Raw genomic sequence first — 25,628 nt, forward strand, 5'->3', positions numbered from 1 at the left:
CCGCCCTAACCGCCCAAGCGTCCGGCAGGGCAGCAGCCCAACGGCCCGTCATGCTGAGCTTCGGTTCGCGGGGCTCAGCATGACACGTTTGGAGTGACTTTTCGGCTGCTACTCACGCCTCTTCACGGGCCAGGGCAGCGAATAGCCGGGTTTGCGCGTACTTTCCCGCGTCTACCCTGCCCCGCTGTTCTATGCCGCTTAAGCGCCTGCTGTTTCGCCTGCTCCTGGGCTCCCGCCCCACCGACCACCTCAGCACCCGGCAGCAGCAGCGCCTGATGGGCCACCTGCTGCTGCGGCAGCTGCGGCGGCAGCTCGTAAACGCGGCGCTGATTGTGGCGGGCATTTTCTCGGCGGCGCTGGGCTTAAAGGGCTTCCTGCTGCCCAACGGCTTCATCGACGGCGGCGTGACGGGCATTTCGCTGCTCACGGCCCAGCTCACGGGGCTGCCGCTGCCGCTGCTGATCGTGCTCATCAACACGCCCTTCGTGCTGCTGGCCTACCGGCAGCTCGACCGCGTGGTGGCCGTGAAGACGCTGCTGGCCATTCTGGGGCTGGCGCTGGTGCTGCTGCTGGTGTCGTTTCCGGTGCTTACCCACGACAAGCTGCTCATTGCCGTGTTCGGCGGGTTTTTCCTGGGGGCGGGCATCGGCCTCACCATCCGCGGCGGCGGGGTGCTCGACGGCACCGAAATCACGGCCGTGTTTTTCAGCCGCAAAAGCCCGCTGAGCGTGGGCGACGTGATTCTGGTCATCAACATCCTGATTTTTGCCGTGGCCGCCTGGGTGCTATCGGTGCAAACGGCCATGTACTCGATTCTGGCCTATTTGTCGGCGGCTAAAACGGTGGACTTCATGATCGACGGCCTGGAGGAGTACACCGGCGTGACCATAATCTCGAAGCGCAGCGACGCCATCCGGCGCATGATTACTGAGAAGCTGGGCCACGGCGTGACCATGTACGCGGGCCGCAGCGGCTACGCCGCCGCCGGCCACCAGCAGCAGCAGATGGACATCGTGTTTACCGCCGTCACCCGCCTAGAAGTAACGCGCCTGCGCAGCGAAGTGGAGGCCATCGACCACCAGGCTTTCCTGCTCATGCACAGCATCAAGGACACCCACGGCGGCCTGATCAAGAAGCGGCCGCTACATTAGGTGTTAGGGATTAGGTTGTTAGGGCTTGGATGTTTGGAAATGACTGAATCTCCTAAGCTCTAAACCCTAATTCCTAACAGCTTAAAACCTAATCCCTACTGCCCAAACACGTACCAGCGGAAGGCGACGTAGTTGATGGCCCAGCTCAGGGCCATGCCCAGGGCCATCACCGCCGTAGCACGCCAAATGGCCCCGGCCCAGCTCAGCTGCAGGCCCTGACGCCCCACCAGCACCAGGTACACCAGCAGCATCAGGTTCTGAAAGGAGCTGGCGTAGATGCCGGGGTTGCCGTGGGTGAGCCACAGCAGCGGAAACACGCCCGCCAGGTACCACAGGTGAAAGGCCGAGCCGGTGACTACGTGCACGAAGAACGCCTCGGCGTAGTTGAGCCGGCGGTGGTACACCAGCCAGGTAACCAGGGCAAACAGGGGCAGCAGCAGCAGCAGCCACCACAGGTTGTAGTACTTGCCCACGTAGTGAAAGTATTCGCCCACCCGCTCCAGGTTCGCGGCGGGCATTCGGCCGCGGAAGCCGCGCTGCACGCCCGCCGCGGTGCCCTCGAAAAACTTCAGCAGCAGGTTGAGCGTGGTGACCAGGCCCACGGCGATGAGCAGGAACTGAAAGGGGTTGAAGTAGCGCTTGCGCCGCCCGGCCAGGTAGTCGGCAACCACGCGGCCGGGGTGCAGCAGCACCTGCGCCGCGTAGCCGAAGATGCTTTTGTCGGCGTGGGTGAACACGTGCAGCAGTTCGTGCAGCAGGTGGGGCACCGAGAGGCGGTGCGGGCGCTGCTGCCCGCAGTGGGGACAGTAGGGTCCGTCGGCCAGGGGCTGCTGGCAGTTGGGGCAGGCCGCGGCAGCCGGGGCCGGGGCGGGGGCAGTGGCGGTAGCGGCAGGCATGGCGCAAAAACGGTTGCGGGTGGCACTAATTCCGGATCGGCGGGTAATTACACCAGAAATACCCGCTCGTGCATGCGACGCGGCTATCTTCGCCCCGATTTTTTTGCCGCCATGTCCCCTGCTCCCCTGCTGCTCGCCGACCTCTACCTCTATCCCGTGAAGTCCCTGGGCGGCTTCTGGGTGCCCTCGGCCGAAGTGCAGGGCCGCGGTTTCCGCCACGACCGGCGCTGGCTGGTGGTCGACGCCGCCGGGCAGTTCATGACGCAGCGCACCACGCCCGCCATGGCCCTGCTGCACCTGGAGTTGGCCCACAACGGCTTTATCATCCGCCACATCAGCCGGCCCGAGCTGAAGGCTCTGCTGGTGCCCTTCGAGCCCACCGGCACCCGCACCCAGTTCGTGACGGTGTGGGACGACATGGTGTTTGCCGTGCGCGGTACCCTGGAGCAGGATCAGTGGCTGAGCGAGGCCCTGGGCCAGAGCTGCCGGCTGGTGTTTATGCCCGACGTGGCCCTGCGCTCGGCCGACGGTGGCGAGGCTCCCGGCCTGGTAAGCTTCGCCGACGCTTTCCCCTTCCTGCTCATCGGCCAGGCCTCGCTCGACGACCTAAACCGCCGCCTCGAGCACCCGTTGCCCATGAACCGCTTCCGCCCGAACCTGGTGGTGAGCGGTGCAGCGCCCTACGCCGAGGACAGCTGGCAGGACTTCCGCATCGGCGAACTGACGTTTCGGGGGGTGCGCCCCTGTGCCCGCTGCGTGATGACCACCACCGACCAGCTCACCGCCGAGCGCAGCGTGGAGCCGCTGCGCACCCTGGCCGAGTACCGCAAGGTGGGCAGCAAGGTGCTGTTTGGCTTGAACGTGGTGGGCCCGGGCGCCGGCACACTGCACGTGGGCGACCCCGTGCGCGTACTAGACGCGGAGGCGTAAGGCCTACCGCCGACTACCCGCAAGCTGCTACTTTCACGGCATGGCACTTCCCGCTTCGGCCCTGGCCCCGGTTGCCACCCGCCTGCTTTCGGCACGACTGGTGGCCTTGTGGGCGCTGAGTGAGGCCCTGCTCGGCGGCGTGCTGCACGCCCTGAAGCTGCCCGTGACGGGTTTGCTGGTGGGCGGGGTTTCGGTGGTGCTGCTGCAGCTGCTGGGTTACTACGCCCGCCGCCGCGGCACGGTGCTGCGGGCCTTGCTGGTGGTGCTCACGCTCAAGGCCCTGCTCAGTCCGCACAGCCCACCCACGGCCTACGTGGCGGTGGCTTTTCAGGGCCTGCTGGCCGAAGTGCTGTCCTGGGGCTCGGGCTACCCGCGCCTGCGCGGCCTGCTGCTGGGGGGCCTGACGCTGCTGGAATCGGCCGGGCAACGGGCGCTGCTGCTGTGGCTGCTGTTTGGCAATGACCTGCCCACGGCCTTCAACGCCCTGGTGCAGCAGGTGCTGGGGCCGGGGACGGGTTCCACCAACTACGCCGGCGCCCTGGTGGTAGCCTACCTGGGACTGCACGGGCTGTCGGGGCTGGTACTGGGCTGGTGGGCCGGCAGTCTGCCCGCCCGACTGCCGCGGCTGGCCGAGCGCTACCCCTGGCTATGGCTGCCGCCCGAAGCTCCGGCAGCAGCAAACCTGCCTGGTACCCCAAAGGTGCGCGCCGGCAAGCGGCGCTGGCGCATCGGCTCCGGCCTGGGGCTGCTGTGGCTGGTGGTGGCGGCGCTGTGGGCAGCTGCTGTAGCCGGTTGGCCCCCGGCCGTAGCCCTCGACCGCTCCCGGCTCGGGGGGCTGCTGCTGCGCTCGGTGGTGCTTTACGGGGGCTGGACCCTGCTGGCGGCGCCGTTGCTGCTGCGGGGGCTGCGCGGCTGGCTCACCCGACCCCGGGGCCGCTGGGGCCGCGACCTGGCCGCCACCCTGCAGCTGCTGCCCGGCACCCGGCGGCTGGTGCGGCAGTGCTGGCGGCTGTCGGGCGGGCACCGTGGCCTGCAGCGGCTGCGCTGGTTTGCCCGGGCGCTGGCCGTCAACCTGTTAGTAGCGCCCACCCCGCAACCCGCCTGACCGCCGTGCGCATCCACCTGCTCAGTGGCCCCATTCGCAGCGGCAAAACCACCCGCCTTCAGGCCTGGGCCGGCGGGCAGGCCGGGGCGGCCGGCCTGCTCATGCCCACCGATGCCCACGGCCGTTACTTCCGGGACTTGCGCAGCGGCCTGCAGTGGCCCACGGCGGCGCGCCCCGGCGACTGGCAGGCGCAGTGCCTGGGGCCGCACCGGTTTTCGGCCGCCGCTTTCAGCTGGGCCAACCACGCCCTGCTGGGGGCCGCAGCCGCGGCCGGTACGCAGTGGCTGCTGGTCGACGAAGTAGGCCCCTTGGAGCTGCGGGGTGCAGGCCTGGCCCCGGCGCTGCGGCGCATTCTGCACGAGCCGGCCTACCAACCGCCGCACCTGCTGCTGGTGGTGCGGACCGGGTTGCGCGAGGCGGTGGTGGAGCATTTTGCGCTGCACCGGTGGACTCTTACAGAATTTTAAGCGCCGATTGCAACTGCAGCCCGCTTTTTGGCCGAATCCTTAACAATTTGGCATTTAACCGTTGCCATTATGCTGCTTGCCGAGTAGTTTTGCCAAGTGTTTATCCGCTCAGCTGCACGGTCTTCCGGTGCAGGCTGGCGTCTTTCGGGGCCTTACCCACCCGCTGGTAAACGCACGCTTCGCGCTACTACTCCTACCTCACCGCATGCCCCGCCTACCCCGTTACTATTTTCTTTTGCTGAGCTTGCTGCTGCTCGCTGGCTTCCCCGCCAACGCCAGCAGCGGCTCGCTGCCGCAGCTGCATGCTCCCTGGAGCGACCTGCTGGCCCGCCACCTGCGCGCCGATGGTTCGCTGAACTACCAGGGCCTGCTCGACGACGAGGATCAGTTGCTGACCTACCTGCAGGCGGCCCGCCGCACGCCGCCCCAGCCCAGCTGGTCGCGGGCCGAGCAGGCGGCTTACTGGATCAACGTGTACAACGCCAGCAGCGTGTCGCTGACCCTGCAATACTACCCCGTGCAGAGCCTGAGCGAGGTGCGCGTGAAAACCCTGGGCGGCTACCGGCCGGTGTGGGATGCGCCCGAGGTACAGGTGGGCAATCAGACGTACTCGCTGAACCAGATCGAGCGCGACATCCTGCCCAAGCTGCTGCCCGGCGAGCCGCGCCTGCACTTTGCCCTCAACCGGGCGGCCCGCTCGGGCCCGGCCCTGCTGCCCACGGCCTACGAGGGCGCCCAGCTGGAGCAGCAGCTCACCCTGCAGGCCCAGCGCTTCGTCAACGACGCCCTGCGCAACCAGCTCACGCCCGCCCAGGTGCAGGTCTCAAGTCTGTTCGACTGGCACGCCGCCGAGTTCGGCCAGGGTGCCGCGCTGCTAGCCTTCCTGAACCGCTACGCTGCCACGCCCATTCCCGCCACGGCCCAGATCAGCTACCTGCCCTTCGACTGGTCGCTCAACGACAGCCCCGCTCCCGCCGCTACCGCCCAGCGCGCCGGCCGCTAAGCGCGCTGCGTCCATCCTTCTTACCAGCAGCGCGGCCGCTTTCCTTCGGGAAGCGGCCGCACGCTTTTACAGCTGATTGATTCGGCCGACGGCGGCAACACCCGGGGCCGGACCTGCGTTTGCCAGCACCCGTACCCTGCCCCTTGTTTGCCGTGAACGACCTGCCTTTCCTGCTCGATTTCCTGCGCCAGCTGGCCCTCCACAACTCCAAAGCGTGGATGGACGCGCACCGCGCCGACTACCACCGGGCCCGCGCCGCCTTTACGGGCCTCACCACCGAGCTGCTGCGCCGGGCCCAGACGCTCGAACCCGGCCTTGCCCCGCTCAGCGCCGCCGACGTGATGTACCGCATCAACAAAAACGACCGGTTTCAGCAGAGCGACGAGCCCTACAAGCGCCACATGGGCGCAGGCCTGAAGCCCGGCGGCCGCCACAGTCCCTGGGCGGGCTATTTCGTGGCCGTGGAGCCGGGCGGCGAAACCTACGTGGGCGCCGGCCGCTGGCTGCCCGAGCCGGCCCAGCTCGGTCGCATCCGTCAGGAAATTCACTACAACGCCGACGCCTTTCACGCCCTGCGCCAGGATGCCGAGCTGCTGCGCCACTTCCCCGCCGGCCTCGACCAAACCAACGCCCTGAAAACCGCGCCTAAGGGCTACGACCGCGCCGACCCCGACATCGAGTGGCTGCGGCTCAAAAGCTACTTCGTGTGGCACACCGTACCCGACGCCGAGGTGCTGCGCCCCGACTTCGTCGACCGCGTAGTGAGCAGCTGGCAGGCCGCCCGCCCGCTGGTGCGCTTTCTCAACGAGGCCATGGCCGTTGAGTGATGAGGTAACAGGTGACAGGTAACACGTCACAGGAGGCGCGCAATTGGCTCGGATTTCGTGGTCCGAAACAACGAGCCGGGCCAGCCACTGCAACAGCGGCTGGCCCGGGCCTGAACTTACCCTGAAACCCTATTACCTGTCACGTATAATCTGTCAGTTGCCACTCGTGAGTGACGTGTCACGTGTTACCTGTCACCTCATCACCTAAGACCTGATTAAAACAGGCCGAACAGGGTGCTCTGGATGTTCTCGATGATGGTGCCCAGATCTTCGGGGCGGCTCACGTAGTCGAGCTGGTTTACGTCCACAATCAGCAGCTTGCCGGCCGTGTAGGAGCTGATCCACTGCTCGTAGTGCTCGTTGAGGTTGCGCAGGTACTCGATGCGCATGCTGTTCTCGTAGTCGCGGCCGCGCTTCTCAATCTGGCCGATGAGCTTGGGCAGGTCGGCCTTGAGGTAAAGCAGCAGGTCGGGCGGGTCGACCATGCTGATCATCGACTCGAACAAACCCAGGTAGTTCTGAAAGTCGCGCTCGGTCATCAGCTCCGACTGGTGCAGGTTGGCCGCGAAGATGTGGGCGTCTTCGTAGATGGTGCGGTCCTGAATCACGCCCTTGCCCTCGGCCTTCATCGTTTTGATGTGCTGGGTCTGGCGGAAGCGGCTGTTGAGGAAGTACACCTGCAGGTGAAACGCCCAGCGGGGCATGTCGTCGTAGAAATCCTTCAGGTAGGGATTGTGGTCAACGTCCTCCAGAAACACTTCCCAGTTGAAGTGGTGAGCCAGTTTATGGGCCAGGGTGGTCTTGCCGGCCCCGATGTTGCCGACGATGGCGATGTGCATGAGCGGGATGCGAAACGGAAGTGGGGCTGCAAAAGTAGCGCAAACCCGGCACGCGCCGAAGTGTTTCCTTTCGTAGCTGAATATCGTACCTTGATGATATACCACCGCCTGCCATGCCCCGCTCGCCCCACCTAGCCTCCGACCTGATTCACTCCGTCACCGATGATTTTGGCATTTCCGTAGCCGACTTCAATTTTTTCCCCAACGAACGAACCTTGTACGTGCGCTGGCACGGCCACCTGACCAGCAAGGAGGTAGTGCGCGTGGCCCAGGCCAGCCTGCCCTGGGTTGAGCAGCTGCACCCGCTGGGAATGATCAACGACAAGCGCGGCACCAGTGGCGACTGGGGCGAGGCGCTGACCTGGCTGGAATTTGAGTGGACGCCGGTGGTGAAGGCCAACGGACTGCGCAGCTTCGCCTACGTGCTCGACCCCGACACGCCCGTGTCGCCGGGCAACGCGCAAACCCTGGAGCACCTGGAACAGGAGCTGGAGCTGCGTACCTTCTACACCGTGGGCCCCGCCTGGCGCTGGATGCGCCAGCGTACCCAGCGCCTGTTGTCGGTGGCCTGAGCCGATGTGGGCACTAATTGCCGCGGCCGCCGCCCACTCCCCCGGCTGAGGGGCGGGCGGCGGCCGCGGCAGTTGAATGAAGAGCCAGGCTACTTGTTGAGCGCATCCTTGGTGCCGCGGGCCTTCTCGAAGGTGCGGAACTCGGCCTGCCAGGAGCGAATGCGCAGGCGCTCATCCAGCTCGATCTGCTCGCGCACCTGCTCGTAGCGCTGGTTGAGCTTGCTGAGCACCGTGCTGGCCTGGGCCCAGTCGTCGGGCGTCCACTGCTTGCGGTTTTCGCGGCTGTAGTCGATGAAGCGGCCGTAGAGGTCGTGCAGCTCGGCGGGCCGGGCGCGGGCGATGTTCACATTTTCGCCCAGGAAGCGTACCTGCGCCTGCTGGGCCGTGGCGGGCTGCCGGGCCTGGCTTTCGCGCTGGGCCTGCTCGGCCTCCCAGCTTTTGTAGCGGCTCTTGAGGTAGCCGTACTCGCGCTTCGACTGGTTCGACAGGCTGTCGGCGGCGCGGTCGATGCGCTGGCTTTGCCGCTCGAAGTCGGCCTTCACCTGGGGCAGCTCGCGGCGGATGGTGGCGTCGGCGCGCTCTACTTTGTCGTTGACCCACTCGCCGAACACGCGCAGGTCGCGCTCCACGGGCGCCAGCACCGATTCCGAAATCGTGGATTTGGCCGCGGGCCTGGTGGTTTTGGTCGTGTCGGCTTTGGAAGCGGCGGGCTTGGTTTGGGCCGCGGCCGGGGCCGGGCTCAGCAACACCGCGGCGCCCAGCAGCGGCAGGAAAAGGCGGGAAGCAGTAGAAAAAGCAAGGGAACGTTTCATAGCAACGGGGTTACGAGATTGGGCCCAACCGGTTGGAACTAGGCGGGCAGCGGCGCCCTGCTACTCGAAATTTCGGGCCAAAGCCGCCGCGCCGCCGGCCAATAGTCGTTTTTTCGCCAAATTGTCCCCTTACTTGCGCCCTATGTCTACCCCCGCACCCGATTCCGCTTCCTCGGCCGCGCCCCACTCGCCGGCCCCGGCCGTGGCGGTTCGGCCGGCTACCCTGGCCGATATTCCGGTCATCATCGAGCTGGCCGAAGCCACCTGGGAGCCCACCTACCGCTTTATCATCTCCAAGGAGCAGATCGACTACATGTACCGCGTCATCTACACGCCCGCCTCGCTGCGGCGGCAGATGAGCGACGAGGGCCACGCCTTCCTGCTGCTGCACACCGACGGGCACCCGGCCGGCTACGCTTCCTTCAGCCCCCGCACCGAAGCACCCGAAGTATACAAGCTGCACAAGCTGTATTTGCTGCCCTCCCACCAGGGCCGGGGCCTGGGCCGCCAGCTGATTGAGGCCGTGGAAGCCGCCGCCCGCCGCGCCGGCGCCCGGTGGCTGGAGCTGAACGTGAACCGCCACAACCCCGCCCTGCGCTTCTACGAGCACCAGGGTTTCCAGCAGCACCGCAGCGAGGACATTGCCATCGGCCCCTACTGGATGAACGACTACGTGCTGCGCAAAGCCCTGGCCTAGCGCCCGGGCCGCGCTGCTTTCTCCTGCCTACTACCCCACCCACCCGTGCCGCTTCGCTCCCGCCTACTTGCCCTGCTTTTGCTGCTGACTGCCGCCGGCGCCGCGCCTGCCGCTCTGGCCCAGATTCCCAAGCAGCGCCACATCGACGACATCAAGGCCCAGAGCGTGGCCTGGAACCGGGCCTTCAACGGCCGCGACTCCACCGCCCTCTACGCCCTGCTCAGCTCGCGCGTGAACCTGTGCGAGGCCGACGCCTGCTACCCCACCCCGGCCGACGCGCGCCGCCTGCTGCGCACCCGCTGGCGCAGCCGCCCCGACCTGAACTGGATGAACCGCACCCTGCAGGTGCAGGTAAACGACCAGGTGCTGGTGGGCTACGAAACCGGCGAGTTCACCGAAAGCTGGACTCCCAAGGCCGGGGCCGGCAAGTCGCAGCAAACCGGGCGCTACTGGCTGATGTGGGGCTTCGAGAACGGGAGCTGGCGCATTCTGTCGGGCATCTTCACGCCGCTGACCTGCACCGGCTGCCGCTAGCCGCAGCCATTTTCCTTTGTTTTTCCTCCTAATACCCCGCCAATGGCCACTAAAATTACCGTCAACAACAACGGCTCCCTGCGCATCGAGGGCGAAGACTTCGAAATCGTGGACCCGCAGGGCCAGCCCTACGGCCTGAACGGCCGCACCCTGGTGAGCATCTGCCGCTGCGGCCTCTCCCAAAACAAGCCCTTCTGCGACGGCTCCCACAAAGGCCACTTCGAGCACAACGCCGTAGCCTTCGATTTGCCGCCCAAAAAGGTTTAGCGGCGGTCTGCGCCGGAGTTTCAGCCGGCGCGGAAAGCCTGAAACGCGAGGGGCCCCGACTTAGTAGCCGGGGCCCCTTTGTTTGTTGCGGCTAGGCTCCTGGCCATCCGCGGGCTGGCCGTCTACTGGTTGAACAGCGAATCGACCAGGGCCACGTATTCGGCGCGGGCGTCCTCGGCGCTCTTGCCGTTGAGGCTGCTCCAGGCGTCGTACTTGGCAATGCCCTTGAAGTCGAAGCCGCCGGGCCGCTCGCCCTGTACGTCGCCTTCGGTGGCTTGCTTGTAGAGGGCGTAGAGCTGGAGCAGCACCGTGTTGGAGGGCTTGCTGGGCAGTTGCTGGGCGCGCTGGGCGGCTTGTTCGAAAGCTTCCTGAGTAGCCATGCGGGAATGAAATGAAGAAGTGAAACCGTGAGCGGAACCGCGGCGGCGGCTCCGGCGGGTAAGGTACGGATTGCCGGCAATTTGGTAGGCATGCAGCATTCTTATAGCGCGTATCTTCCGCCCCCACTGCCTTCTTTCCCCAACCACTGCCATGCTCCGAACCTCTACTCTGCTGGCCCTGCTGACCGGCTTGCTGCTCGCCACTCCGGCCCGGGCCCAGAAAACCTACCTGCACTGCGGCCGCCTGCTCGACGTGCGCGCCGGCAAGCTGCTGAGCGAGCAGACGCTGGTGGTGGAAAACGGCCGCGTGCAGGCCGTGCAGGCCGGTTATGCCGCCGCCGGCCCCACCGACCAGGTCATCGACCTGAAAACCCGCACCGTGCTGCCCGGCCTCATCGATTGCCACGTGCACGTGGAGGGCGAAACCAGCAAAGACAATTTCATCCAGGAGTTTACCCTGAACCCCGCCGACGTGGCCTACGCCGCCGAGGGCTACGCCCGCACTACCCTACTGGCCGGCTTCACCACCGTGCGCGACCTGGGCGGCTCGGGCGTGAACTTGGCGCTGCGCAACGCCATCAACCGCGGGCAGGTGCTGGGGCCGCGCATTTTTACCGTGGGCCGCGCCATCAGCGGCACCGGCGGGCACATGGACCCCACCAACGGCTACCGCTTCGATCTGATGGGCGTGCCCGGGCCCGTGGACGGCGTGGCCAACGGCCCCGACCAGGCCCGGCAGGCCGTGCGCGAGCAGTACAAGCGCGGCGCCGACCTGATCAAGATTGCCTCCACCGGCGGGGTGCTGTCGGTAGCCAAGGACGGCTCGGCCCCGCAGATGACGGAAGAGGAAATCCGCGCTGTGGTAACCACCGCCCGCGACCTGGGCTTGGCCGTGGCCTGCCACGCCCACGGCGCCGAGGGCATGAAGCGCGCCATCCGGGCCGGGGTGACCAGCATCGAGCACGGCACCCTGATGGACGACGAGACGATGAAGCTGATGAAGAAAAACGGCACCTGGTACGTGCCCACCATCACGGCAGGCAAATCGGTGGCCGACTCGGCCGCCAAGAACCCGCGCTACTATCCGCCGCTGGTGACGCCCAAGGCCCTGGCCATCGGCCCCCGGCTGCAGGGCACGTTTGGGCGGGCCTACAAGGCCGGGGTGAAGATTGCCTTCGGCACCGACGCCTCGGTGTTTCGCCACGGCGTGAATGCGCTGGAATTCGGCTACATGGTGGAAGCCGGCATGCCCCCGCTCGAGGCCCTACGCGCCGCCACCCTCTCGGCTGCCGAGCTGCTGGGCCAGACCGCCAACCTGGGCAGCCTGGAGCCTGGCAAGCTGGCCGACGTGGTGGCCGTGGACGGCGACCCGCTGCAGGACATCGGCGCCATGATGCAGGTGCGCTTCGTGATGAAGGAAGGCCGGGTGTACCGCCGGGACTGAGCCAAGCCAACCGGGGTAGTCCAACCCCGCGGGGCCGGCCTTACGTAAGGCACCCTGCCGCTTCGTCCTTCAACCTTCCCGTATGAAACCCACCGACCTTTCGGCCCTCGTCAAGAAATTCCTGCAACACAAGCTCACCCTGGCCCTGGCCGAAAGCTGCACCTGCGGCTGGGTGGCGGCTCAATTGGCCCCGGCCCAGGGCGTGAGCGAGGTGCTGCTGGGCTCGGTGGTCACCTACCACGCCGACGCCAAGCAGCGGCTGCTGGGCGTGAAAAAGAAAACCCTGGACGAGTATTCAGCCGAAAGCCAGCAGATCAGCAACGAAATGGTGGCCGGCCTGCACAAGCAGCTGCCCGCCGACGTGTGCGTGTCCATCACCGGTCTGTTCGGGCCCGGCGCCTCCGAAACGCCCGACAAGCCCTCGGGCACCATCTTCGTCACCATCCTGCTCGAAGGCCGCGCCCACGAGTACCGCGAAGTGCTGAAGGGCCCCACCGACAAGCTGCGCGACCTGGCCGCCGACTTCATCTACACCAAGCTCGACGAGCTGCTCGACCGCCGCCAAGCCGGCCCCGGCGAGCCGGTGCACGGCAGCTAGCGCGGTGCTCAGGGTGCAACTCCGGGGCGGGCCCGTCATCTTTGTGCCATGTTACGCTATACCTTCCTCACGGGCCTGCTGACGGTGGCCGTCGTTGCCACGGCTCCGGCCCAGGATGCTGCTACCCCGCCATCAGCGGCCCCGCCAAGTGTCCCGCAACCGACGTCTCCCACTTCGTTTTCGCCATTCCGCACTTCTTCCCTGGCTCTGTCCCTGGGTTGGGGCGCGCCCTACGGCTTCGGCCTCGAATACGCGTACCTGGTCAGTTCGCACGTCGACGTCAATGCCGGCGCGGGGCTGGGGCTGGGCGGCAAAATCGGGGTAGGTGCCCGCTACTACCTTACCACCGAGCGGGCCTTCACCCCTTATGTGGGCGCCAACCTGGTGCGCTCGGGCGGTATCGACAACGTGCGGTTGTCAGTCGACAACGAGGAAACGGAATACCGCCTGTGTCCCAGCGGCGTGCTGCACCTGCGCGGCGGTTTGCGCTGGCAGCCCGGGCACGTGGGCATTTCGGGCACCGTGGGTCAGGGCCTGCGCCTGGGCGGCAATCCGGTGGAGTTCAGCCCCAACTACCCCGCACCCTCGGTCCGGCTGCGCAACGCCGCGCGCATTCTCAGCCCCGGCGGCCTCGAAGTATCGGTAGCCCTGCACATCGGGCTGGGCCGCTAGCCCCGGCGGCTATTCTTTGCGGCGGCCCAGCACCAGGCGCAGATTCAGCCGTACCACGTCGCCCATGGAGTCGCAGCGGTCGAAGAGGGTGGTTTGGTGCTGCAGGTTCAGCTCTTTCTTGAGCTGCTCGATCTTGTCGGGCGGCGAGAGTTCTTCCTGGCGCATGCAGTCCACCAGATCCTTGAGACGGTAGCGTTCGGCGCGCGCGCGGCGGGCCATCAGGGCGCGCTCTTCGGCCTGGTACTGCCGGATGGTTTCGGGGGAGAGCAGGCGGCGCACCAGCTCCACCACCGGGCGGTTGTCGGCAAAGTACTGGGGCAGGTACATGCTCTTGTGGCCCTCGTAGCTCTGCTGGTCGAAATCGATGGCCCGCACCCGGTACTGCTCGTCCTCGAAGTCGGGCGTCACGTCGATGACGTAGTTGTAGGCGCGCATGTCGCCCAGCAGCCGGGCAAAGCACCGCTCGTTGAACTTGACGAACTCCTTGGCGATGCGCACCTGATTGAGGTGGGGCCGGTCGAGGCGCGTCTTGATGAAGTCGTCGCCGGGAATGCCGGCAATGTGCTCCTCGATAAGCGTGTCGCCGGTCACCAGGAAGTTGATGGAGTTGGGCGACAACAAGTGCTCCAGCTCCAGTCCGTACACCCGCGAGGCGTCGGCGCGCTTTACGTAGAAGTAGTCGTAGTTGTCGTTGAACTGGTTGACGATGCGCACCCGGAAGGGGTTGGAGTTGCCGAAGCGGCAGTAGTCGATGCGGTCGGCCAGCAGGTGCTCGGAAAACGACAGGTCGCCGTCGGTTTTCAGCAGGGCGTACACTTCCGTCAACCCCTGGCTGAGTTCGAGCAGGGTGTGGGGCTCGTACTGCACCGTTTCCCAGAGCGTGTCCTTGCCCTGCCGGTCGAGCAGTGGGAAAGCTCCCGATGAGCGGCGCAAATCGGCGTAGCTGACGGGCAGGGTGGTTTCGCGGTCGTAGAGCTGCAGGTACTGGCGCAGCGGCGGGCTGATGCGGTAGCTGGGCTTCTTCTTGGAGATGGTGTTCATGCGTGCGGCGGAAAACGGGCGCGGGCTAAAGAACGGCAAACGCGGCGTCGCGGCCGAACGCTGCCCTCCATCAGCCGGTGGGCGGCGCCTGCGCAGGCCGGTTTCGGAGGCCTCGGCGGCCGGCTTGGCGGGGCCGCGCGTTTTGCCGAAGCCTGCTGGCAGCACCCGATTTTTTCCCGAACTTTCGGAGCCCTAGTGCCCTCCGCCTTTTTGCCGCTTCCCGATGAAAAAATTCTTCTTTGCTCTGGCCATCGTGCTGCTTTGCCCGGTGCTGTCGCCCGGTTGGGGCTTCTTCGGCCACCGCACCATCACCCAGGTGGCCGTGTACGAGCTGCCCGGCTCGATGCAGCCCTTCTACTTCCGCCACCTCAACCAGATTGTGCGGCTGTCGACGGCTCCCGATGAGCGGCGCAACGAGGATGCGAGCGAGGCGCCCAAGCACTACATCGACATGGACCACTACGGCGACAACCCCTTCGGCCTCATGCCCAAGGTGTACGAGAAGGCCGTGGCCAAATACACCGCCGACACGCTGCGCAAGTACGGCACCGTGCCGTGGGTGGTGATGGAGGTGAAGGACAAGCTGGTGCAGGCCTTCAAGGAGGGCGACACCACGGCCATCGTGGCCTTGTCGGCCGACCTGGGCCACTACGTGTCGGACGCCTACGTGCCGCTGCACACCACCGAGAACTACGACGGGCAGCTCACCAAGCAGCACGGCCTTCACTCGCTGTGGGAGTCGAAGCTGGTGGAGCGCCACATTGCCGAGTACAAGCTCGACGGCGAGAAGGCCGAGTACATCAAAGACCCGCTCACCAGCATCTGGAAAGTGGTGCAGGAGTCGTACGGCTTTTTGGGCGCCACCTTCGACTACGAGGTGGAGGTGAGCAAGAAGTTCACGCCCGAGAAAAAGTACACCTACTCGCACAAGTACGGTACCACCCGCCGCTCCTACTCCGACGCCTTTGCCGACGCCTACCACAAGAAAGTGGGCGGCATGGTGGCCTTCCGCCTGAAGCTGGCCACCACCATGGTGTCGTCGATGTGGTACACGGCCTGGAAGGACGCCGGCAGCCCCGACCTGAACAAGCTCATGAAGCCCAGTAAGCTCCGCAAGTCGGAGAAAGACACGCTGGACTTGCAGCTGGCGGCCTGGAAAAAGCACGAGCTGGTGGACCAGGGCCTGCTGCTGGCCATGCGCAAGGAAAAGGCCGCTCCCAAGGCCGACGTGGTGGGCTCGGCCGAAAACGCCGCCCCCGCCCCGGTAACCGAAGCCCCCGCTACGCCCGCCGCCCCCGCTCCCGCCCCGGCAGCCGACAAGGTGAAAACCAAGTCGAAAAAGGAAGACGGTGGCAAGCAGAAAACCAAGGACAAGAAAAAGAAGGAAGACGCCAACAGCCCCTTCGGCGACTAGACTAACCTGCTTTATTCCAGATTATTACCCGCGCAACGCCCTCCCACCGGAGGGCGTTGTTTGTTTAGCTCGTCTATAACTACGCTGCTGCTTAAGGCGTTGAGCCCAGGTCGGCATCTGCCCGATTCCGGCCCGGCCCCGGCTCCCATTCCCAACCAACCCAAACACCCCATCCTATGATTCACCGCATCGATCGGCTCGCGCTGGAGCTGCCCACGCCCAAAAATGCCTCGCCCAACGACGCGGCGGCCGTGCAGGAACTGCTGGGCGGCAAGTACGGGGAAATGTCGACCCTGATGAACTACACGTTCCAGTCGTTCAACTTCCGGGGGCGCAAGCGCCTGCGGCCGTTCTACGAACTGGTGGCCAGCATCGCGGCCGAGGAGTACAGCCACATCGAGGCCGTGTCGTACGCCATCAACCTGCTGCTGACCGGCACCACCAAGCGCGGCCACGACCCCGAGCCGGGGCCGCTGCAGAACGCGGTGGACGCGCGCAACAGCTACCACTTCCTGAGCAGCAACCAGGCCGCCATGCCCTACGACTCGATGGGCAACCCCTGGACCGGGCAGTACGTGCACAACTCGGGCAACCTGAAACTGGACTTGCTGCACAACTTCTTTTTGGAGTGCGGCGCCCGGGCCAACAAGATGCGGGTGTACTCGATGGTGACCGACCCCACGGCCCGCGAAATGGTGGGCTACCTGCTGGTGCGCGGCGGGGTGCACGTGGTGGCCTACGCCCGCGCCCTGGAATACCTCACCGGCGTGGAAGTCACCAAGCTCGTGCCAGTGCCCGATCTGAGCAACAAGGCCTTTAAGGAAGCCCGCAAGCACGAGGAAAAGGGCCTGCACCGCAAGCTCTACACCTTCAGCCAGGAAGACTACCAGCAGGCCGGCCTGATCTGGAACGGCCCGCACCCCGAAGACGGGCAACCGCTGGAGCTGATTCAGGGCTCGGTGGAAGGCGTGCCCTACCCCGACCTGGAAGAAGAGCCGCAGCTGAACTCGCCCGGGGCCGACGACTACGACCCCGACATGTTCAAGGACATTGCCAAGAAACTCGGCATCAAGCTCTGAGTTGACGCCGGGCCTTACCTTCGCGTCCTCCGCGCCTGCCCGCTTCGGGCCGGGCGCGGGGGACGCTTCCGTTTCCCGTTTACGCAATTCCTGCCCATGCTTCGCCGTGTTCTGCCCCTGGCCTGCGCTACCGCCCTGCTGCTGGGCGCCTGCAACCAGTCGCCACCGCCCGTGGTCGAAAAGCCCGCGCCGCCCACTACGCCCGACGGCTCGGGCCGCCCCGGCCCCGATTTGCTGAGCATGGCCGATTCCAACGCCGTGGCCGTGCTCACCCAGTACGGCCGGGAGCATCCCGAAACTGAAGTGCTGGTAACCACGCGCCTGGGCAACATCCGCGTGCGCCTCTTCGAAGACACGCCCCTGCACCGCGCCAATTTCCTGCTGCTGGTCAACAAGGGCTACTTCGACCAGACCGTGTTCTACCGCGTGGTCAAGGACTTCGTGGCCCAGGGCGGCAACTCCGACAGCCGCACCATTCAGCTGCGCAAGTACCACGTGCCGTCCGAAATCCGCCCGCAGCACTTCCACCGCCGCGGCGCCCTGGGCATGGCCCGCTACGACGACGAGAAAAACCCCCAGCGCCTGTCGTCCTCGCACGACTTCTACTTCGTGCAGGGCCAGAAGCTCACGCCCGAGCAAGCGCGGGCCACCGCCAACCGCAAGCTCACGCCCGCGCAGGTCAAAGTCTACGCCACTGAGGGCGGCGTGCCTGCCCTCGACGGACAGTACACCGTTTTCGGCGAAGTAATCGAAGGCCTCGACGTGGTCGAGAAAATCACCAACGAGCCCGTCGACCCCTACAAGTGGCCCCTGAAGGATATCGGCATGAAGATGCAGGTGGTGAAGTAGGGTTTCGGTGGTCGTAGCAGGCCGCCCGGGGCTGTCGGCGAAGAATTCCAGCGTCTACCCCGACTCGAATTTCCGGGTTCCTAATCCAGACGCTCTCCTAATTCCTGACCACCTTCACCAGGCGCGAGTGCTGCGGGTCGAGGGGGTCTTCGCGTTGAAACGCGAGCAGTTCGGCGCGGGTGTAGGCGCGCACGGCCTGCGGGGCAAACACGCTCGGGCGGCGCACGTCGGCCTCGGCCGATAAGGCGGGCTCCAAGGCCGGGTGCGTCAGCACGCTGTCGGGCGTGAGGCGGAACACCTGGTAGAAATAGAATTGGGGAGTAGAGCCGCCTTCGGGAAAAAAGCGTACCACCAGCACGTCGCCCACCCGCAGATCGGCCAAATATCCGGCAGTGCGGTCGGGCGGTGCCGCGGTGATTTCCGGCGTCGTGGAAGGCTGGACCGCGGCTTGCTCGGGCGGCGAGTCGTTGGCTTGGCAGGCAGTCAGCAGCGGCAGCAGGCCGGCCGCCAGTCGGGCAGCTATTCTAATCATCGGGGTGTATACGGGGCGCTGGGCTTAGGCGCTGGGGGGCGGGCGTTAGAGCATGGCGCAGTCACAAAAAAGGCGGCCCGCAGGGTGCGGGCCGCCTTTTTTGTCAAACGTCAATTGCTCAGCCTCGCTTACCAGATCTTGGCGCGGTCGGCCTGGGCGCGCACCATCTTGGCGTCGTCCTTGCAGCCGAAGGCCTCGTAGAACTGGGGCAGGTTTTGCAGCGGACCAATGGTGCGGTACTGGGCCGGGGAGTGCGGGTCCGTCAGCACCTGCTGGCGCAGGTATTCGGGGCGGGCGTTGGTGCGCCACACCTGGGCCCACGACAGGAAGAAGCGCTGCTCGGGCGTGAGGCCGTCGAACTTGGGACGCGGGCCGTTGCCGTACTTTTTCTGCAGCTGCTTTTGCAGGGCCGTGTAGGCGATGTTCAGCCCGCCCAGGTCGGCCAGGTTTTCGCCCATGGTCAGCTTGCCGTTCACAAACACCGAGTCGAGCGGCGAGAAAGCGTCGAACTGCTTGCCCACGATGGCGGCGCGGGCCTCAAACTTCTCGGCGTCTTCCTTGGTCCACCAGTCGCGCAGGTTGCCCTGGGCGTCGTACTGGCGGCCCTGGTCGTCGAAGCCGTGGGTGATTTCGTGGCCGATAACCCCGCCCATGCCGCCGTAATTCACGGCATCGTCGGCGTTGGGGTCGAAGAACGGCGGCTGCATGATGCCGGCCGGGAACACGATTTCGTTCATCGACGGGTTGTAGTAGGCATTCACCGTGGGCGGCGTCATGCCCCACTCCTTGCGGTCGATGGGCTTGCCGTACTTGCTCACGTTGTCCTGGTAGGCCCACATGCGCGAGGCCAGCACGTTGCTCAGGTACGAGTCGCGCGAGATGTTCAGCGCCGAGTAATCCTTCCACTGGTCGGGGTAGCCGATTTTTACCGTGAAGGTGCTCAGCTTCTTGAGGGCTTCCTGCTTGGTGGCCGCGCTCATCCAGTCGCTTTTCTGGATATGCTCGCCCATGGCCTCCTTGATGTTGTTGACCATTTCCAGGGCCTTCTGCTTGGCTTCGGGCGGGAAGGCCTTGTCGACGTAGAGCTGGCCGAAAGCCTCACCCAGGGCGCCGTCGGTGGCGCGCAGCATGCGCTTCCAGCGGGGCTGCTGCTTTTTGGCGCCGGTGAGCACCTGCGAAAACTTAAACGACTCGTCGCCGAAGGCCTTGGGCAGGGCCGAGGTGAACGAAGTCACCAGGTGCCAGCGCATGTAGGTTTTCAGGTCGGCCATCGGCTCGGCCTTCAGCATGGTGTTCAGCTCCTGGAAGAACGCGGGCTGGCCCACAATCACTTCCTTCACCGACTTCAGCCCCACGTGCTCGAGCACGTGCTTGGGGTTGAGGTTGGGGTATTTCTTCTGCGCCTCCGCCAGGGTCATCTTGTTGTAGTTGGCGTAGGGGTCGCGCAGGTCCACGCGGCTTTTGGAGGCCTTGGCGAGGCGCGTTTCGAGGCGCAGCACGGTGGCGGCGTTCTTCTTGGCCGCCGCTTCGGTGTCGCCCAGCAGCTTGAAGGTATTTACCAGGTAGGTCTGGTAGGCCGCGCGCAGGCTCTTGGAGCGGGCGTCGTCCTTGAGGTAGTAGTCGCGGTCGGGCAGCGAGAGGCCCCCCTGGTAGAAGTTCACCGCGTACTGGTCGCTCTTCTTGTCGTCCTGCCCCACGTAGGTGTTGAAGAACGCCCCGGTTTGCAGCATCAGGTCGCGGGCAATGGAAATCTGCAGGCCGTCGAGGGTTTTCACCGCGGCCAGGCGGTTGAGCTCGGGCTTGAGCGGCGCAATGCCGGCCTTCTCGATGGCCATCGAGTCCATGGCCGTGGCGTAGTAGTCGCCCACTTTCTGCGCGTTCGAGCCCTTGGCGGCGCCGGTGTTGGCGGCGGCTTCCTCCAGGATCTGGCGCATCACGGCGTTGTTCTTGTCCGACAGCTCGTTGAACGAGCCCCAGCGCACCTCGGCGGCCGGCACGGGGTTGTTTTTCAACCAGTTGCCCGAGGCGTACTGAAAGAAGTCGTCGCAGGGCTGCACCGAGGCGTCGATGTTGGCCACGTTCAGGCCCACGCCCTTGGGCGCGGCTTCCTCCACGGGCGCGGCGGGGGCAGCGGTGGTCGTGGCGGGCGCAGTCGTCGAAACGGCCGTCTTCGAGCCGGAGCAGCCCCACACGGCCAGACTGGCCCAGGCGGCAACGACCAACGACACGCGGTTGCGGTTTTTCATTGGTAAAGGGAAATTGGTGAGAAGTCTTGGTTCGGGCAGGTAAGGTAAGGCAGAAATGCGACCCACGCACGGCTTTCCGGCCGAACCCAACGGTCTTTCGGGCTGGGCCGACGGCTTTCTCGGGCCCGCGCCGGCCCGTATCTTGCTGCCCATGAAAGACGTGAACGAGCGGTACCGCAACTTTTTCCAAGACGTGTACGAGGTGGTGCGCCAGGTGCCGCCCGGCCGGGTAACCACCTACGGCGCCATTGCCCACTACCTGGGCAGCCGCCAGGGCGCCCGCACCGTGGGCTGGGCCATGCAGGCGGCTCATACCCTGCGCGGCGACGAGTTTGTGCCCTGCCACCGCGTCATCAACCGCCTGGGGCAGCTCACCGGCAAGCAGTTTTTTGGCTCGCCCACGGCCATGCAGCAAGCCCTCGAAGCCGAAGGCATCGTGGTGCAGGACGACCAGGTGCAGAATTTCCCCCAGCTGTTCTGGGACCCCAGTGCGGAGCTGCAGCCCTAGCCCAACGGGCCATAACGGCGCCAAGGCTTATTCGCCGACGCTCAACTTGCGCACGTGCACTTCGCCCAGGCTGGCCGGCACCCGGCGCAAGGTGGGCGCAGCTGGGTTGTCGAACCGAACTTCCACATAGTTGGCGGTGGCCCGGTCGAGCGTCAGCCGCAGGCAACTCCCGGGCCCGGGGCCCACGCACACCTCGGTTTCGCCCGCGGGGTAGTCTTCATAGGGAATAACCAGTAGCCGCGTTGCTCCCAGCATCTCGGGCCGGATCTGCCCGTTAAGTTTTACCGCTGCCGCCGGCTCGATTGCCGCACCGCGGCAGTACAGCACCAGGCTGGTGGCTTGGTTGGCCACTGGCGTGCTGGCCAGACTGGGCGCCTGTGTTCCGTACTTTATCACCTGCCCGGTGAGCAGGCTGACTTCATACATGGCCGTGCGGGCCGTTTGCGCGGCCGAGCGCAGCCCGCCCACCATGCCCAGGCCCACTGCCAGGCCTGCTCTTTCCGTGGCTTCATGGGAAGTGAGCAGGTGAGGGCCCCGAAATCTAAACCCGTGCGCCGTGGGGGTGAGGGCGAAGTAATTGTACTGGAAATAGACGTAGGCCCGCTGGCCGTCGGAAAACCCCCAGACGTTTTTTATCGGCACGCGCTTGCCGTTGTCATCCACGAGCTGCAGGCGGGCTGTCACCATTTCCTCGTCGTGGGTGGCAAGCTCGCTTTTGAGGGTGAGGTTTGCCAGCATTTCGGGCGCGTTGTTGCGAAACTGCAGGTAGTCGCGGTACACGCCCGCGCGCAGCACTGTGTCGCGCTGAATGGGAAATTCCTGCCCGGCCTCGCTACGCACGGGGCGCTGCAAAACTGCCAGGGGCTGCGCGGCGGGCAACGGGTCGGGCCGGGGCTGCGACAGGAGTTGCCGCAGGCTTTTATCTAGCGCCCGCACGATGTTGCCCGCGTGCTCCGACGTGACATCGAGAGCGGTGCTGCGGTGCGTAGCCGTGGCCTGCCCCCAAAACACATATCCATTCGGCTGCTCCAGCCACAACTCCAGGCCCACTTCAGCCATGGCTGCCTCCGAAGCCGAGTAAAGCTGCTCGGTGATTTGCAGTTGGGTCAGGCGCAGCACAGCTTTGGGCGAGCCAGCCGCCGCGTGCAGGTGCTTGTATAAGAGCGCCGCCAGGCCGGGTCCCGCGCCGCCCGCTACGTCGGCCCGAACCAGGGTATTGTCCAGGCCCTTCATCACCCAGCCAACCGTTCCGGAATGCGCGCGGGCGTCGATTACCTGCGTGACGTGGACCGGGCTGGTTGGCAAAAGCAGGCTTTGGCTAGCCAGGTTGATCCGGTGAACCTGGGCATGCGCCGGCGCCGCCGTAACCAGAGCGGCAGCGGCAATCATGTATCTGACCACTGCTATAAAAGCGTTGTAAATTCCGATAAAAGGTGCGCCGACGTCGCCGGCTCACGACGCATGGCGCTAGACCGCGGCGCCCACCTTGCGCCCGACGGCGGCGTAAATCAGCCGGCGCATTTCCTCGGGGCTGGCATTTTTCAGCAGGTAGCCAAAGGCGCCTTCCGCCTTCAGGCTCTCAATCAGCTCGGGCTCGTCGTGCATCGAAATAATGATGACGCGGATGCGCGGGTACTGGGCCTTCAGCAGGCGGGTCGTTTGCAGGCCGTCGAGCACGGGCATCTGCAAGTCCATAAGGATAACGTCGGGCCGCTCGTCCACCAGGTCGAGACGCTCGAGCAGCTCCTGTCCGTCGCCGGCCTCAAACAGCACCTCGACATCCTGGAAACCGCCCAGCAGGGCCCGCAGGCCCTTGCGGAATAAAATGTGGTCGTCGGCAATAGCCAGCCGGACAGAGGGATGCGAAGACATTAAAAAGCAGCAGTGGCGGCGGAAGGAACAGCTTGCAGGACCGGAAGATAAGTCGCCGGAAACGAAATCCAAACCCGGGTGCCCGCGCCCGGGGCCGATTCATGGCGCAACGTGCCCCGCAGCAGGGCTACGCGGCTGCGCAGGTTGGTCAGGCCAAGGCCGGTGCGGGCGCCCGGCACGGGGGCGGCCTGCTCGAAGGTGCTCACGTCGAAGCCCACGCCGTCGTCCACGTACTCCACCGAAAGACGGTCGGCGTCGAAGTGCAGGCGCACCTCGATTTGCCGGGCCTGGGCGTGCTTGATGCCGTTGCCCAGCAGTTCCTGCACCACGCGGTACACGGCCAGCTCGTGGTGGGGCGGCAGGCGGCGGGCTTCGCCGGTTTGCACCAGCATTACCCGGGCCGCGCCCCCGCCCACGGCCCGGCACAGGGCCTCGAGGGCGAAGGAAAGGCCAAACTTCTCGAGCACGGCCGGCAGCAGGTTGCGCGAGATGCGCCGCACCTCGGAAATGGCCTGGTCGAGCATGGCCGTCATTTCCTGGGTGGCAGCGGTTTCGGGCACCGCGCTCAGGTGCAGCTTTACAATGGAGAGCATGGTACCCACCGCGTCGTGCAGGTCGGCGGCAATGCGGCGGCGCTCGTCTTCCTGGGCCAGCAGGGCCGCTTCGAGCGACTGGTGCTGGGCGTGCTCCCGCTCGTAGCGCAGCTGCTCCTGCTGCCAGAGCAGGCGGCGCTGGTAGCGCAGCACGAAGCCCACGATGCCCAGGGCCAATACCAGCAGAACCGGCGTCACCAGCAACAAGGAAGCGAGCAAGGAATTCATGGAATAAAGTAAGCCGCGGCCGGGGCCCGCGCAGGAAATCGACCGATACCGCGGGTAACTTGCTCCTCAGCTCGACTACCGACTTATAAAAGTATAAAGGTCAATCTGGATTAATAGCATGACCCGCCACAATTATTGCGGCTGATCCTCCCGGCGAAAGTAAAGCAGGCCTTCAGTGGGGCCTATTTGGTGAATTTCAGGCGCAGGTCGTTGCCGGCCCGGCCGTCGCGCCACAGGCCCAGGGTCATCAGCACCAGGGCAAACAGGTAGGAAAGGTTGATGACCAGCGCCAGCGCGTGCATCAGCTGGTTGGCGGCGGTCTGGCTGTCGGCCACCATGTAGCTCATCACCGAGCCGGCGTAGTACACCGACAAGCCCACGCTCACCAGAAACATGAAGTCCTGCCACGGTTCGCGTACCCGCAGCTCGTGCAGCCACTGCTCGAAGTACAGCAGCGCGCAGCCCAGCATCAGCACCACCTGCAGGGCACGGGCGTACTGGTTGCTGCGGTCGAGGCCCGACAATACGGTGGCGTCGGCCACGGCTACGGCGGTGAAGACCAAACCCACGGGCACAAACCAGCGGCGCAGCCGCGGCGACGACAGGGCGCGGTAGTAGGCCCAGCCCAGCAGCCAGGTTTCCACCAGCACGCTCACGTGGTAGAGGTAGATGTTGGTGTGCAGCACGCGCCGGCTCCACACGTCCACGAAGGCCTCCAGGGTCCAGAAGGCGAAGTACCACACCACCGCCCGCGCCGGCCCCGACAAGCTGCGCCAGCGCCAAATGCCCAGGGCCAGCGGCACCAGCACGCCGAAGCTGCTGAGCCACTGGCCCACCATGGTTGCGGCGGCCATCCAGCTGTCGAAATCGGTAGGCATGGCTTGCCGGGGCTACACGAAACTTACTGAAACAGCGGGCTGCTCATGTCGCTGTAGGGCGGGCACAGGCAGCCTTTGTTGCCCACCTTGCCCAGCAGGTCGCGCTCGTCGCCGTTGGCGCCGGCCAGCACCAGCGTGAGCAGTCCTTCCTCGTCGAGGCCGAAGTAGAAGCGGATGCCCTTGGCGCCGCTTTCCGGGTCGAGCAGCTCTTGCAGCAGCTTGGAGCCAATGAAGACGCCCTGGCTGCTGTTGAGGCCCGCGTCGCGGTAGCGCGTGGTCATGTCGATGCCGGTTTGCAGGGGAATGAGGCCGCCTTCGTCGCCGTTAAAAGCCATAATCGAGGTGTGAAGAGTAAGGAAGGGAAAGAGAACGGGGCTGCTCCGGGATTGAAGCGGTCAAATATATCAATCCCGGCATGCAATTGACGCCGGCCTCACAACTTCATGTGAGTAGGCTCAGGCTCCCACGGGCCGGCGCACCGGCCACCCCCGGGGGCGTTGGTCACGGCTCAGGGCCAGGGTCAGCAGCACCAGCGTCACCAGATAGGTGCTGTCGATGATGAGGCCGGCTAGGCTGTAGAGCAGCGGGTTGTCTTCGCCCAGACTGGCGTAGCGGCTGAACAGCACGTAGCCGCTCACCGAGCCGGCGTAGTACACGGCCAGCCCCAGACTTACCACGAACATAAAGTCGCGCCAGGCGGACTGCTGGGGCAGCTGCCACATGTAGCGGTCGAAGTACAGGATGGTGAGCGTGAGCAGCAGCACCGTTTGGGCAATGCGGGCGTACTCGTTCAGCGCCTGCAGCCCCGACAGCACGGTGGCGTCGGCTACAACTACGGCGGTGAAGATTAAACCCGCGGGCACAAACCAGCGGCGCAGCTGCGGCGCGGGCAGGGCGCGGTAGTACACCCAGCCCAGCAGCCAGGTTTCCACCAGGCTGTCGAGGTGGTAGAGGTAGATGTTGGTGTGCAGCACGCGGCGGCTCCACAAATTCACGGGCGCCTCCAGGGTCCAGAACGCGAAGTACCACACCAGCGCCCGCGCCGGCCCCGACAAACTCGGCCAGCGGCGCAGCCCGATTAGCAGCGGAATGGCCACGCCGAAGCTGCCGAGGTAGTTTACCCCCTGGTGCAGCGTCAGTAGCCAGTCGGGCACTCCCTCGAGCGTCATTTACGCCGCCGCCATACCCTGCCCC

General features: G+C 65.6%; 30 protein-coding genes. 17 read left to right on the forward strand and 13 right to left on the reverse strand.

Annotated elements, in window-relative coordinates; genetic code table 11:
• Positions 1-191 precede the first annotated feature (191 nt).
• Positions 192-1,151, forward strand: a complete 960-nt coding sequence (locus ACE191_RS08970; RefSeq protein ID WP_400191860.1) for a YitT family protein — start codon at positions 192-194, stop codon at positions 1,149-1,151.
• Positions 1,152-1,246: 95 nt separating this feature from the next.
• On the opposite strand, the gene ACE191_RS08975 is transcribed toward ACE191_RS08970, so the two are convergent.
• Complete coding sequence (locus ACE191_RS08975) at positions 1,247-2,047, reverse strand: DUF3667 domain-containing protein (RefSeq protein WP_400191861.1); 801 nt, start codon at positions 2,045-2,047, stop codon at positions 1,247-1,249.
• A gap of 111 nt (positions 2,048-2,158) precedes the next feature.
• Here ACE191_RS08975 and ACE191_RS08980 point away from each other — a divergent pair, with 111 nt between their 5' ends.
• The 5 genes from ACE191_RS08980 (at position 2,159) to ACE191_RS09000 (ending at position 6,379) form a co-directional block, all read left to right on the forward strand.
• Positions 2,159-2,977, forward strand: coding sequence for an MOSC domain-containing protein (locus ACE191_RS08980; protein WP_400191862.1), 819 nt, complete (start codon positions 2,159-2,161; stop codon positions 2,975-2,977).
• 40 nt (positions 2,978-3,017) lie between these two features.
• Positions 3,018-4,082, forward strand: a complete 1,065-nt coding sequence (locus ACE191_RS08985; protein WP_400191863.1) for a hypothetical protein — start codon at positions 3,018-3,020, stop codon at positions 4,080-4,082.
• Between the two features lie 5 nt (positions 4,083-4,087).
• Positions 4,088-4,549 (forward strand): hypothetical protein, encoded by a 462-nt coding sequence (locus ACE191_RS08990; protein ID WP_400191864.1) that lies wholly within the window; start codon positions 4,088-4,090, stop codon positions 4,547-4,549.
• Positions 4,550-4,754: 205 nt separating this feature from the next.
• Complete coding sequence (locus ACE191_RS08995) at positions 4,755-5,552, forward strand: DUF547 domain-containing protein (protein WP_400191865.1); 798 nt, start codon at positions 4,755-4,757, stop codon at positions 5,550-5,552.
• A gap of 152 nt (positions 5,553-5,704) precedes the next feature.
• Positions 5,705-6,379 (forward strand): DUF2461 domain-containing protein, encoded by a 675-nt coding sequence (locus ACE191_RS09000; RefSeq protein ID WP_400191866.1) that lies wholly within the window; start codon positions 5,705-5,707, stop codon positions 6,377-6,379.
• A gap of 215 nt (positions 6,380-6,594) precedes the next feature.
• Here ACE191_RS09000 and ACE191_RS09005 read toward each other — a convergent pair whose 3' ends face one another.
• Complete coding sequence (locus tag ACE191_RS09005) at positions 6,595-7,218, reverse strand: deoxynucleoside kinase (RefSeq protein WP_400191867.1); 624 nt, start codon at positions 7,216-7,218, stop codon at positions 6,595-6,597.
• A gap of 113 nt (positions 7,219-7,331) precedes the next feature.
• Between ACE191_RS09005 and ACE191_RS09010 the strand changes: the two genes are divergently transcribed.
• Complete coding sequence (locus ACE191_RS09010; protein WP_400191868.1) at positions 7,332-7,790, forward strand: hypothetical protein; 459 nt, start codon at positions 7,332-7,334, stop codon at positions 7,788-7,790.
• An 89-nt stretch (positions 7,791-7,879) separates the two neighbouring features.
• Here ACE191_RS09010 and ACE191_RS09015 read toward each other — a convergent pair whose 3' ends face one another.
• Positions 7,880-8,602, reverse strand: coding sequence for a hypothetical protein (locus ACE191_RS09015; RefSeq protein ID WP_400191869.1), 723 nt, complete (start codon positions 8,600-8,602; stop codon positions 7,880-7,882).
• 142 nt (positions 8,603-8,744) lie between these two features.
• Here ACE191_RS09015 and ACE191_RS09020 point away from each other — a divergent pair, with 142 nt between their 5' ends.
• From ACE191_RS09020 to ACE191_RS09030, 3 genes are read left to right on the forward strand one after another with little or no spacing between them, the layout of a single operon-like run.
• The gene (locus ACE191_RS09020) at positions 8,745-9,299 is read left to right on the forward strand and encodes a GNAT family N-acetyltransferase (RefSeq protein ID WP_400191870.1); all 555 of its coding nucleotides are present in this window, start codon (positions 8,745-8,747) and stop codon (positions 9,297-9,299) included.
• Between the two features lie 45 nt (positions 9,300-9,344).
• Entirely contained in the window at positions 9,345-9,833 is a 489-nt protein-coding gene (locus ACE191_RS09025) for a hypothetical protein (RefSeq protein WP_400191871.1), read from the forward strand.
• Positions 9,834-9,875: 42 nt separating this feature from the next.
• The gene (locus tag ACE191_RS09030) at positions 9,876-10,100 is read left to right on the forward strand and encodes a CDGSH iron-sulfur domain-containing protein (RefSeq protein WP_400191872.1); all 225 of its coding nucleotides are present in this window, start codon (positions 9,876-9,878) and stop codon (positions 10,098-10,100) included.
• 122 nt (positions 10,101-10,222) lie between these two features.
• Here ACE191_RS09030 and ACE191_RS09035 read toward each other — a convergent pair whose 3' ends face one another.
• Positions 10,223-10,480 (reverse strand): acyl-CoA-binding protein, encoded by a 258-nt coding sequence (locus ACE191_RS09035; RefSeq protein ID WP_400191873.1) that lies wholly within the window; start codon positions 10,478-10,480, stop codon positions 10,223-10,225.
• Positions 10,481-10,631: 151 nt separating this feature from the next.
• On the opposite strand from ACE191_RS09035, the gene ACE191_RS09040 reads away from it, so the two are divergent.
• The 3 genes from ACE191_RS09040 to ACE191_RS09050 all read left to right on the forward strand — a co-directional run bounded on the left by ACE191_RS09040 (position 10,632) and on the right by ACE191_RS09050 (position 13,194).
• A complete protein-coding gene (locus ACE191_RS09040) occupies positions 10,632-11,924 on the forward strand; it encodes an amidohydrolase family protein (RefSeq protein WP_400191874.1) in 1,293 nt (430 codons plus the stop codon).
• Positions 11,925-12,006: 82 nt separating this feature from the next.
• Positions 12,007-12,522: a CinA family protein gene (locus tag ACE191_RS09045; protein ID WP_400191875.1), complete on the forward strand. Its 516-nt coding sequence runs from the start codon at positions 12,007-12,009 to the stop codon at positions 12,520-12,522.
• Between the two features lie 48 nt (positions 12,523-12,570).
• Positions 12,571-13,194: a hypothetical protein gene (locus ACE191_RS09050; protein WP_400191876.1), complete on the forward strand. Its 624-nt coding sequence runs from the start codon at positions 12,571-12,573 to the stop codon at positions 13,192-13,194.
• A 9-nt stretch (positions 13,195-13,203) separates the two neighbouring features.
• Here the strand turns inward: ACE191_RS09050 and ACE191_RS09055 are convergent, their stop codons facing one another.
• Entirely contained in the window at positions 13,204-14,235 is a 1,032-nt protein-coding gene (locus ACE191_RS09055) for a hypothetical protein (RefSeq protein ID WP_400191877.1), read from the reverse strand.
• A gap of 223 nt (positions 14,236-14,458) precedes the next feature.
• Here ACE191_RS09055 and ACE191_RS09060 point away from each other — a divergent pair, with 223 nt between their 5' ends.
• From ACE191_RS09060 to ACE191_RS09070, 3 genes are all read left to right on the forward strand, one after another.
• Positions 14,459-15,649: a zinc dependent phospholipase C family protein gene (locus ACE191_RS09060; protein ID WP_400191878.1), complete on the forward strand. Its 1,191-nt coding sequence runs from the start codon at positions 14,459-14,461 to the stop codon at positions 15,647-15,649.
• A gap of 176 nt (positions 15,650-15,825) precedes the next feature.
• Positions 15,826-16,728, forward strand: coding sequence for a manganese catalase family protein (locus ACE191_RS09065; RefSeq protein WP_400191879.1), 903 nt, complete (start codon positions 15,826-15,828; stop codon positions 16,726-16,728).
• 96 nt (positions 16,729-16,824) lie between these two features.
• Complete coding sequence (locus ACE191_RS09070; RefSeq protein WP_400191880.1) at positions 16,825-17,577, forward strand: peptidylprolyl isomerase; 753 nt, start codon at positions 16,825-16,827, stop codon at positions 17,575-17,577.
• A gap of 97 nt (positions 17,578-17,674) precedes the next feature.
• On the opposite strand, the gene ACE191_RS09075 is transcribed toward ACE191_RS09070, so the two are convergent.
• Together ACE191_RS09075 and ACE191_RS09080 are read right to left on the reverse strand one after the other, a co-directional pair.
• Entirely contained in the window at positions 17,675-18,109 is a 435-nt protein-coding gene (locus tag ACE191_RS09075) for a hypothetical protein (RefSeq protein ID WP_400191881.1), read from the reverse strand.
• 128 nt (positions 18,110-18,237) lie between these two features.
• On the reverse strand, positions 18,238-20,355 hold the full coding sequence (locus ACE191_RS09080; RefSeq protein ID WP_400191882.1) for a M13 family metallopeptidase: 2,118 nt from the start codon (positions 20,353-20,355) through the stop codon (positions 18,238-18,240).
• 151 nt (positions 20,356-20,506) lie between these two features.
• On the opposite strand from ACE191_RS09080, the gene ACE191_RS09085 reads away from it, so the two are divergent.
• Positions 20,507-20,863, forward strand: a complete 357-nt coding sequence (locus tag ACE191_RS09085; RefSeq protein WP_400191883.1) for an MGMT family protein — start codon at positions 20,507-20,509, stop codon at positions 20,861-20,863.
• A 27-nt stretch (positions 20,864-20,890) separates the two neighbouring features.
• Here the strand turns inward: ACE191_RS09085 and ACE191_RS09090 are convergent, their stop codons facing one another.
• From ACE191_RS09090 to ACE191_RS09115, 6 genes are all read right to left on the reverse strand, one after another.
• Positions 20,891-22,168 carry a hypothetical protein gene (locus ACE191_RS09090; protein WP_400191884.1) on the reverse strand — a complete coding sequence of 426 codons (1,278 nt, stop codon included), beginning with the start codon at positions 22,166-22,168 and terminating at the stop codon, positions 20,891-20,893.
• A 162-nt stretch (positions 22,169-22,330) separates the two neighbouring features.
• Positions 22,331-22,735 (reverse strand): response regulator transcription factor, encoded by a 405-nt coding sequence (locus ACE191_RS09095; RefSeq protein WP_400191885.1) that lies wholly within the window; start codon positions 22,733-22,735, stop codon positions 22,331-22,333.
• Positions 22,735-23,556 (reverse strand): sensor histidine kinase, encoded by an 822-nt coding sequence (locus ACE191_RS09100; RefSeq protein WP_400191886.1) that lies wholly within the window; start codon positions 23,554-23,556, stop codon positions 22,735-22,737. Before ACE191_RS09100 ends, ACE191_RS09095 begins: the two co-directional genes overlap by 1 nt.
• 182 nt (positions 23,557-23,738) lie before the next feature.
• Complete coding sequence (locus ACE191_RS09105; RefSeq protein ID WP_400191887.1) at positions 23,739-24,434, reverse strand: hypothetical protein; 696 nt, start codon at positions 24,432-24,434, stop codon at positions 23,739-23,741.
• Positions 24,435-24,457: 23 nt separating this feature from the next.
• Positions 24,458-24,769 (reverse strand): hypothetical protein, encoded by a 312-nt coding sequence (locus tag ACE191_RS09110; RefSeq protein ID WP_400191888.1) that lies wholly within the window; start codon positions 24,767-24,769, stop codon positions 24,458-24,460.
• A gap of 120 nt (positions 24,770-24,889) precedes the next feature.
• Positions 24,890-25,603, reverse strand: coding sequence for a hypothetical protein (locus tag ACE191_RS09115; RefSeq protein WP_400191889.1), 714 nt, complete (start codon positions 25,601-25,603; stop codon positions 24,890-24,892).
• Between the last annotated feature and the right edge of the window lie 25 nt (positions 25,604-25,628).

Source organism: Hymenobacter sp. B81 (genome assembly GCF_044628455.1).
Classification (GTDB): domain Bacteria; phylum Bacteroidota; class Bacteroidia; order Cytophagales; family Hymenobacteraceae; genus Solirubrum.

Excerpts from the sequence above, each read along its gene's own strand:
- ACE191_RS09005 (WP_400191867.1), bottom strand. The coding sequence starts at position 7,218 with ATGCACATCGCCATCGTCGGCAACATCGGGGCCGGCAAGACCACCCTG.
- ACE191_RS08975 (WP_400191861.1), bottom strand. The coding sequence starts at position 2,047 with ATGCCTGCCGCTACCGCCACTGCCCCCGCCCCGGCCCCGGCTGCCGCG.
- ACE191_RS08980 (WP_400191862.1), top strand. The coding sequence starts at position 2,159 with ATGTCCCCTGCTCCCCTGCTGCTCGCCGACCTCTACCTCTATCCCGTG.
- ACE191_RS09080 (WP_400191882.1), bottom strand. The coding sequence starts at position 20,355 with ATGAAAAACCGCAACCGCGTGTCGTTGGTCGTTGCCGCCTGGGCCAGT.
- ACE191_RS09100 (WP_400191886.1), bottom strand. The coding sequence starts at position 23,556 with ATGAATTCCTTGCTCGCTTCCTTGTTGCTGGTGACGCCGGTTCTGCTG.
- ACE191_RS09110 (WP_400191888.1), bottom strand. The coding sequence starts at position 24,769 with ATGGCTTTTAACGGCGACGAAGGCGGCCTCATTCCCCTGCAAACCGGC.
- ACE191_RS09075 (WP_400191881.1), bottom strand. The coding sequence starts at position 18,109 with ATGATTAGAATAGCTGCCCGACTGGCGGCCGGCCTGCTGCCGCTGCTG.
- ACE191_RS09085 (WP_400191883.1), top strand. The coding sequence starts at position 20,507 with ATGAAAGACGTGAACGAGCGGTACCGCAACTTTTTCCAAGACGTGTAC.
- ACE191_RS09095 (WP_400191885.1), bottom strand. The coding sequence starts at position 22,735 with ATGTCTTCGCATCCCTCTGTCCGGCTGGCTATTGCCGACGACCACATT.
- ACE191_RS09060 (WP_400191878.1), top strand. The coding sequence starts at position 14,459 with ATGAAAAAATTCTTCTTTGCTCTGGCCATCGTGCTGCTTTGCCCGGTG.
- ACE191_RS09050 (WP_400191876.1), top strand. The coding sequence starts at position 12,571 with ATGTTACGCTATACCTTCCTCACGGGCCTGCTGACGGTGGCCGTCGTT.
- ACE191_RS08970 (WP_400191860.1), top strand. The coding sequence starts at position 192 with ATGCCGCTTAAGCGCCTGCTGTTTCGCCTGCTCCTGGGCTCCCGCCCC.
- ACE191_RS09040 (WP_400191874.1), top strand. The coding sequence starts at position 10,632 with ATGCTCCGAACCTCTACTCTGCTGGCCCTGCTGACCGGCTTGCTGCTC.
- ACE191_RS09065 (WP_400191879.1), top strand. The coding sequence starts at position 15,826 with ATGATTCACCGCATCGATCGGCTCGCGCTGGAGCTGCCCACGCCCAAA.
- ACE191_RS09035 (WP_400191873.1), bottom strand. The coding sequence starts at position 10,480 with ATGGCTACTCAGGAAGCTTTCGAACAAGCCGCCCAGCGCGCCCAGCAA.
- ACE191_RS09055 (WP_400191877.1), bottom strand. The coding sequence starts at position 14,235 with ATGAACACCATCTCCAAGAAGAAGCCCAGCTACCGCATCAGCCCGCCG.
- ACE191_RS09070 (WP_400191880.1), top strand. The coding sequence starts at position 16,825 with ATGCTTCGCCGTGTTCTGCCCCTGGCCTGCGCTACCGCCCTGCTGCTG.
- ACE191_RS09015 (WP_400191869.1), bottom strand. The coding sequence starts at position 8,602 with ATGAAACGTTCCCTTGCTTTTTCTACTGCTTCCCGCCTTTTCCTGCCG.
- ACE191_RS09105 (WP_400191887.1), bottom strand. The coding sequence starts at position 24,434 with ATGCCTACCGATTTCGACAGCTGGATGGCCGCCGCAACCATGGTGGGC.
- ACE191_RS08985 (WP_400191863.1), top strand. The coding sequence starts at position 3,018 with ATGGCACTTCCCGCTTCGGCCCTGGCCCCGGTTGCCACCCGCCTGCTT.
- ACE191_RS09045 (WP_400191875.1), top strand. The coding sequence starts at position 12,007 with ATGAAACCCACCGACCTTTCGGCCCTCGTCAAGAAATTCCTGCAACAC.
- ACE191_RS09115 (WP_400191889.1), bottom strand. The coding sequence starts at position 25,603 with ATGACGCTCGAGGGAGTGCCCGACTGGCTACTGACGCTGCACCAGGGG.
- ACE191_RS09010 (WP_400191868.1), top strand. The coding sequence starts at position 7,332 with ATGCCCCGCTCGCCCCACCTAGCCTCCGACCTGATTCACTCCGTCACC.
- ACE191_RS08995 (WP_400191865.1), top strand. The coding sequence starts at position 4,755 with ATGCCCCGCCTACCCCGTTACTATTTTCTTTTGCTGAGCTTGCTGCTG.
- ACE191_RS09020 (WP_400191870.1), top strand. The coding sequence starts at position 8,745 with ATGTCTACCCCCGCACCCGATTCCGCTTCCTCGGCCGCGCCCCACTCG.
- ACE191_RS09030 (WP_400191872.1), top strand. The coding sequence starts at position 9,876 with ATGGCCACTAAAATTACCGTCAACAACAACGGCTCCCTGCGCATCGAG.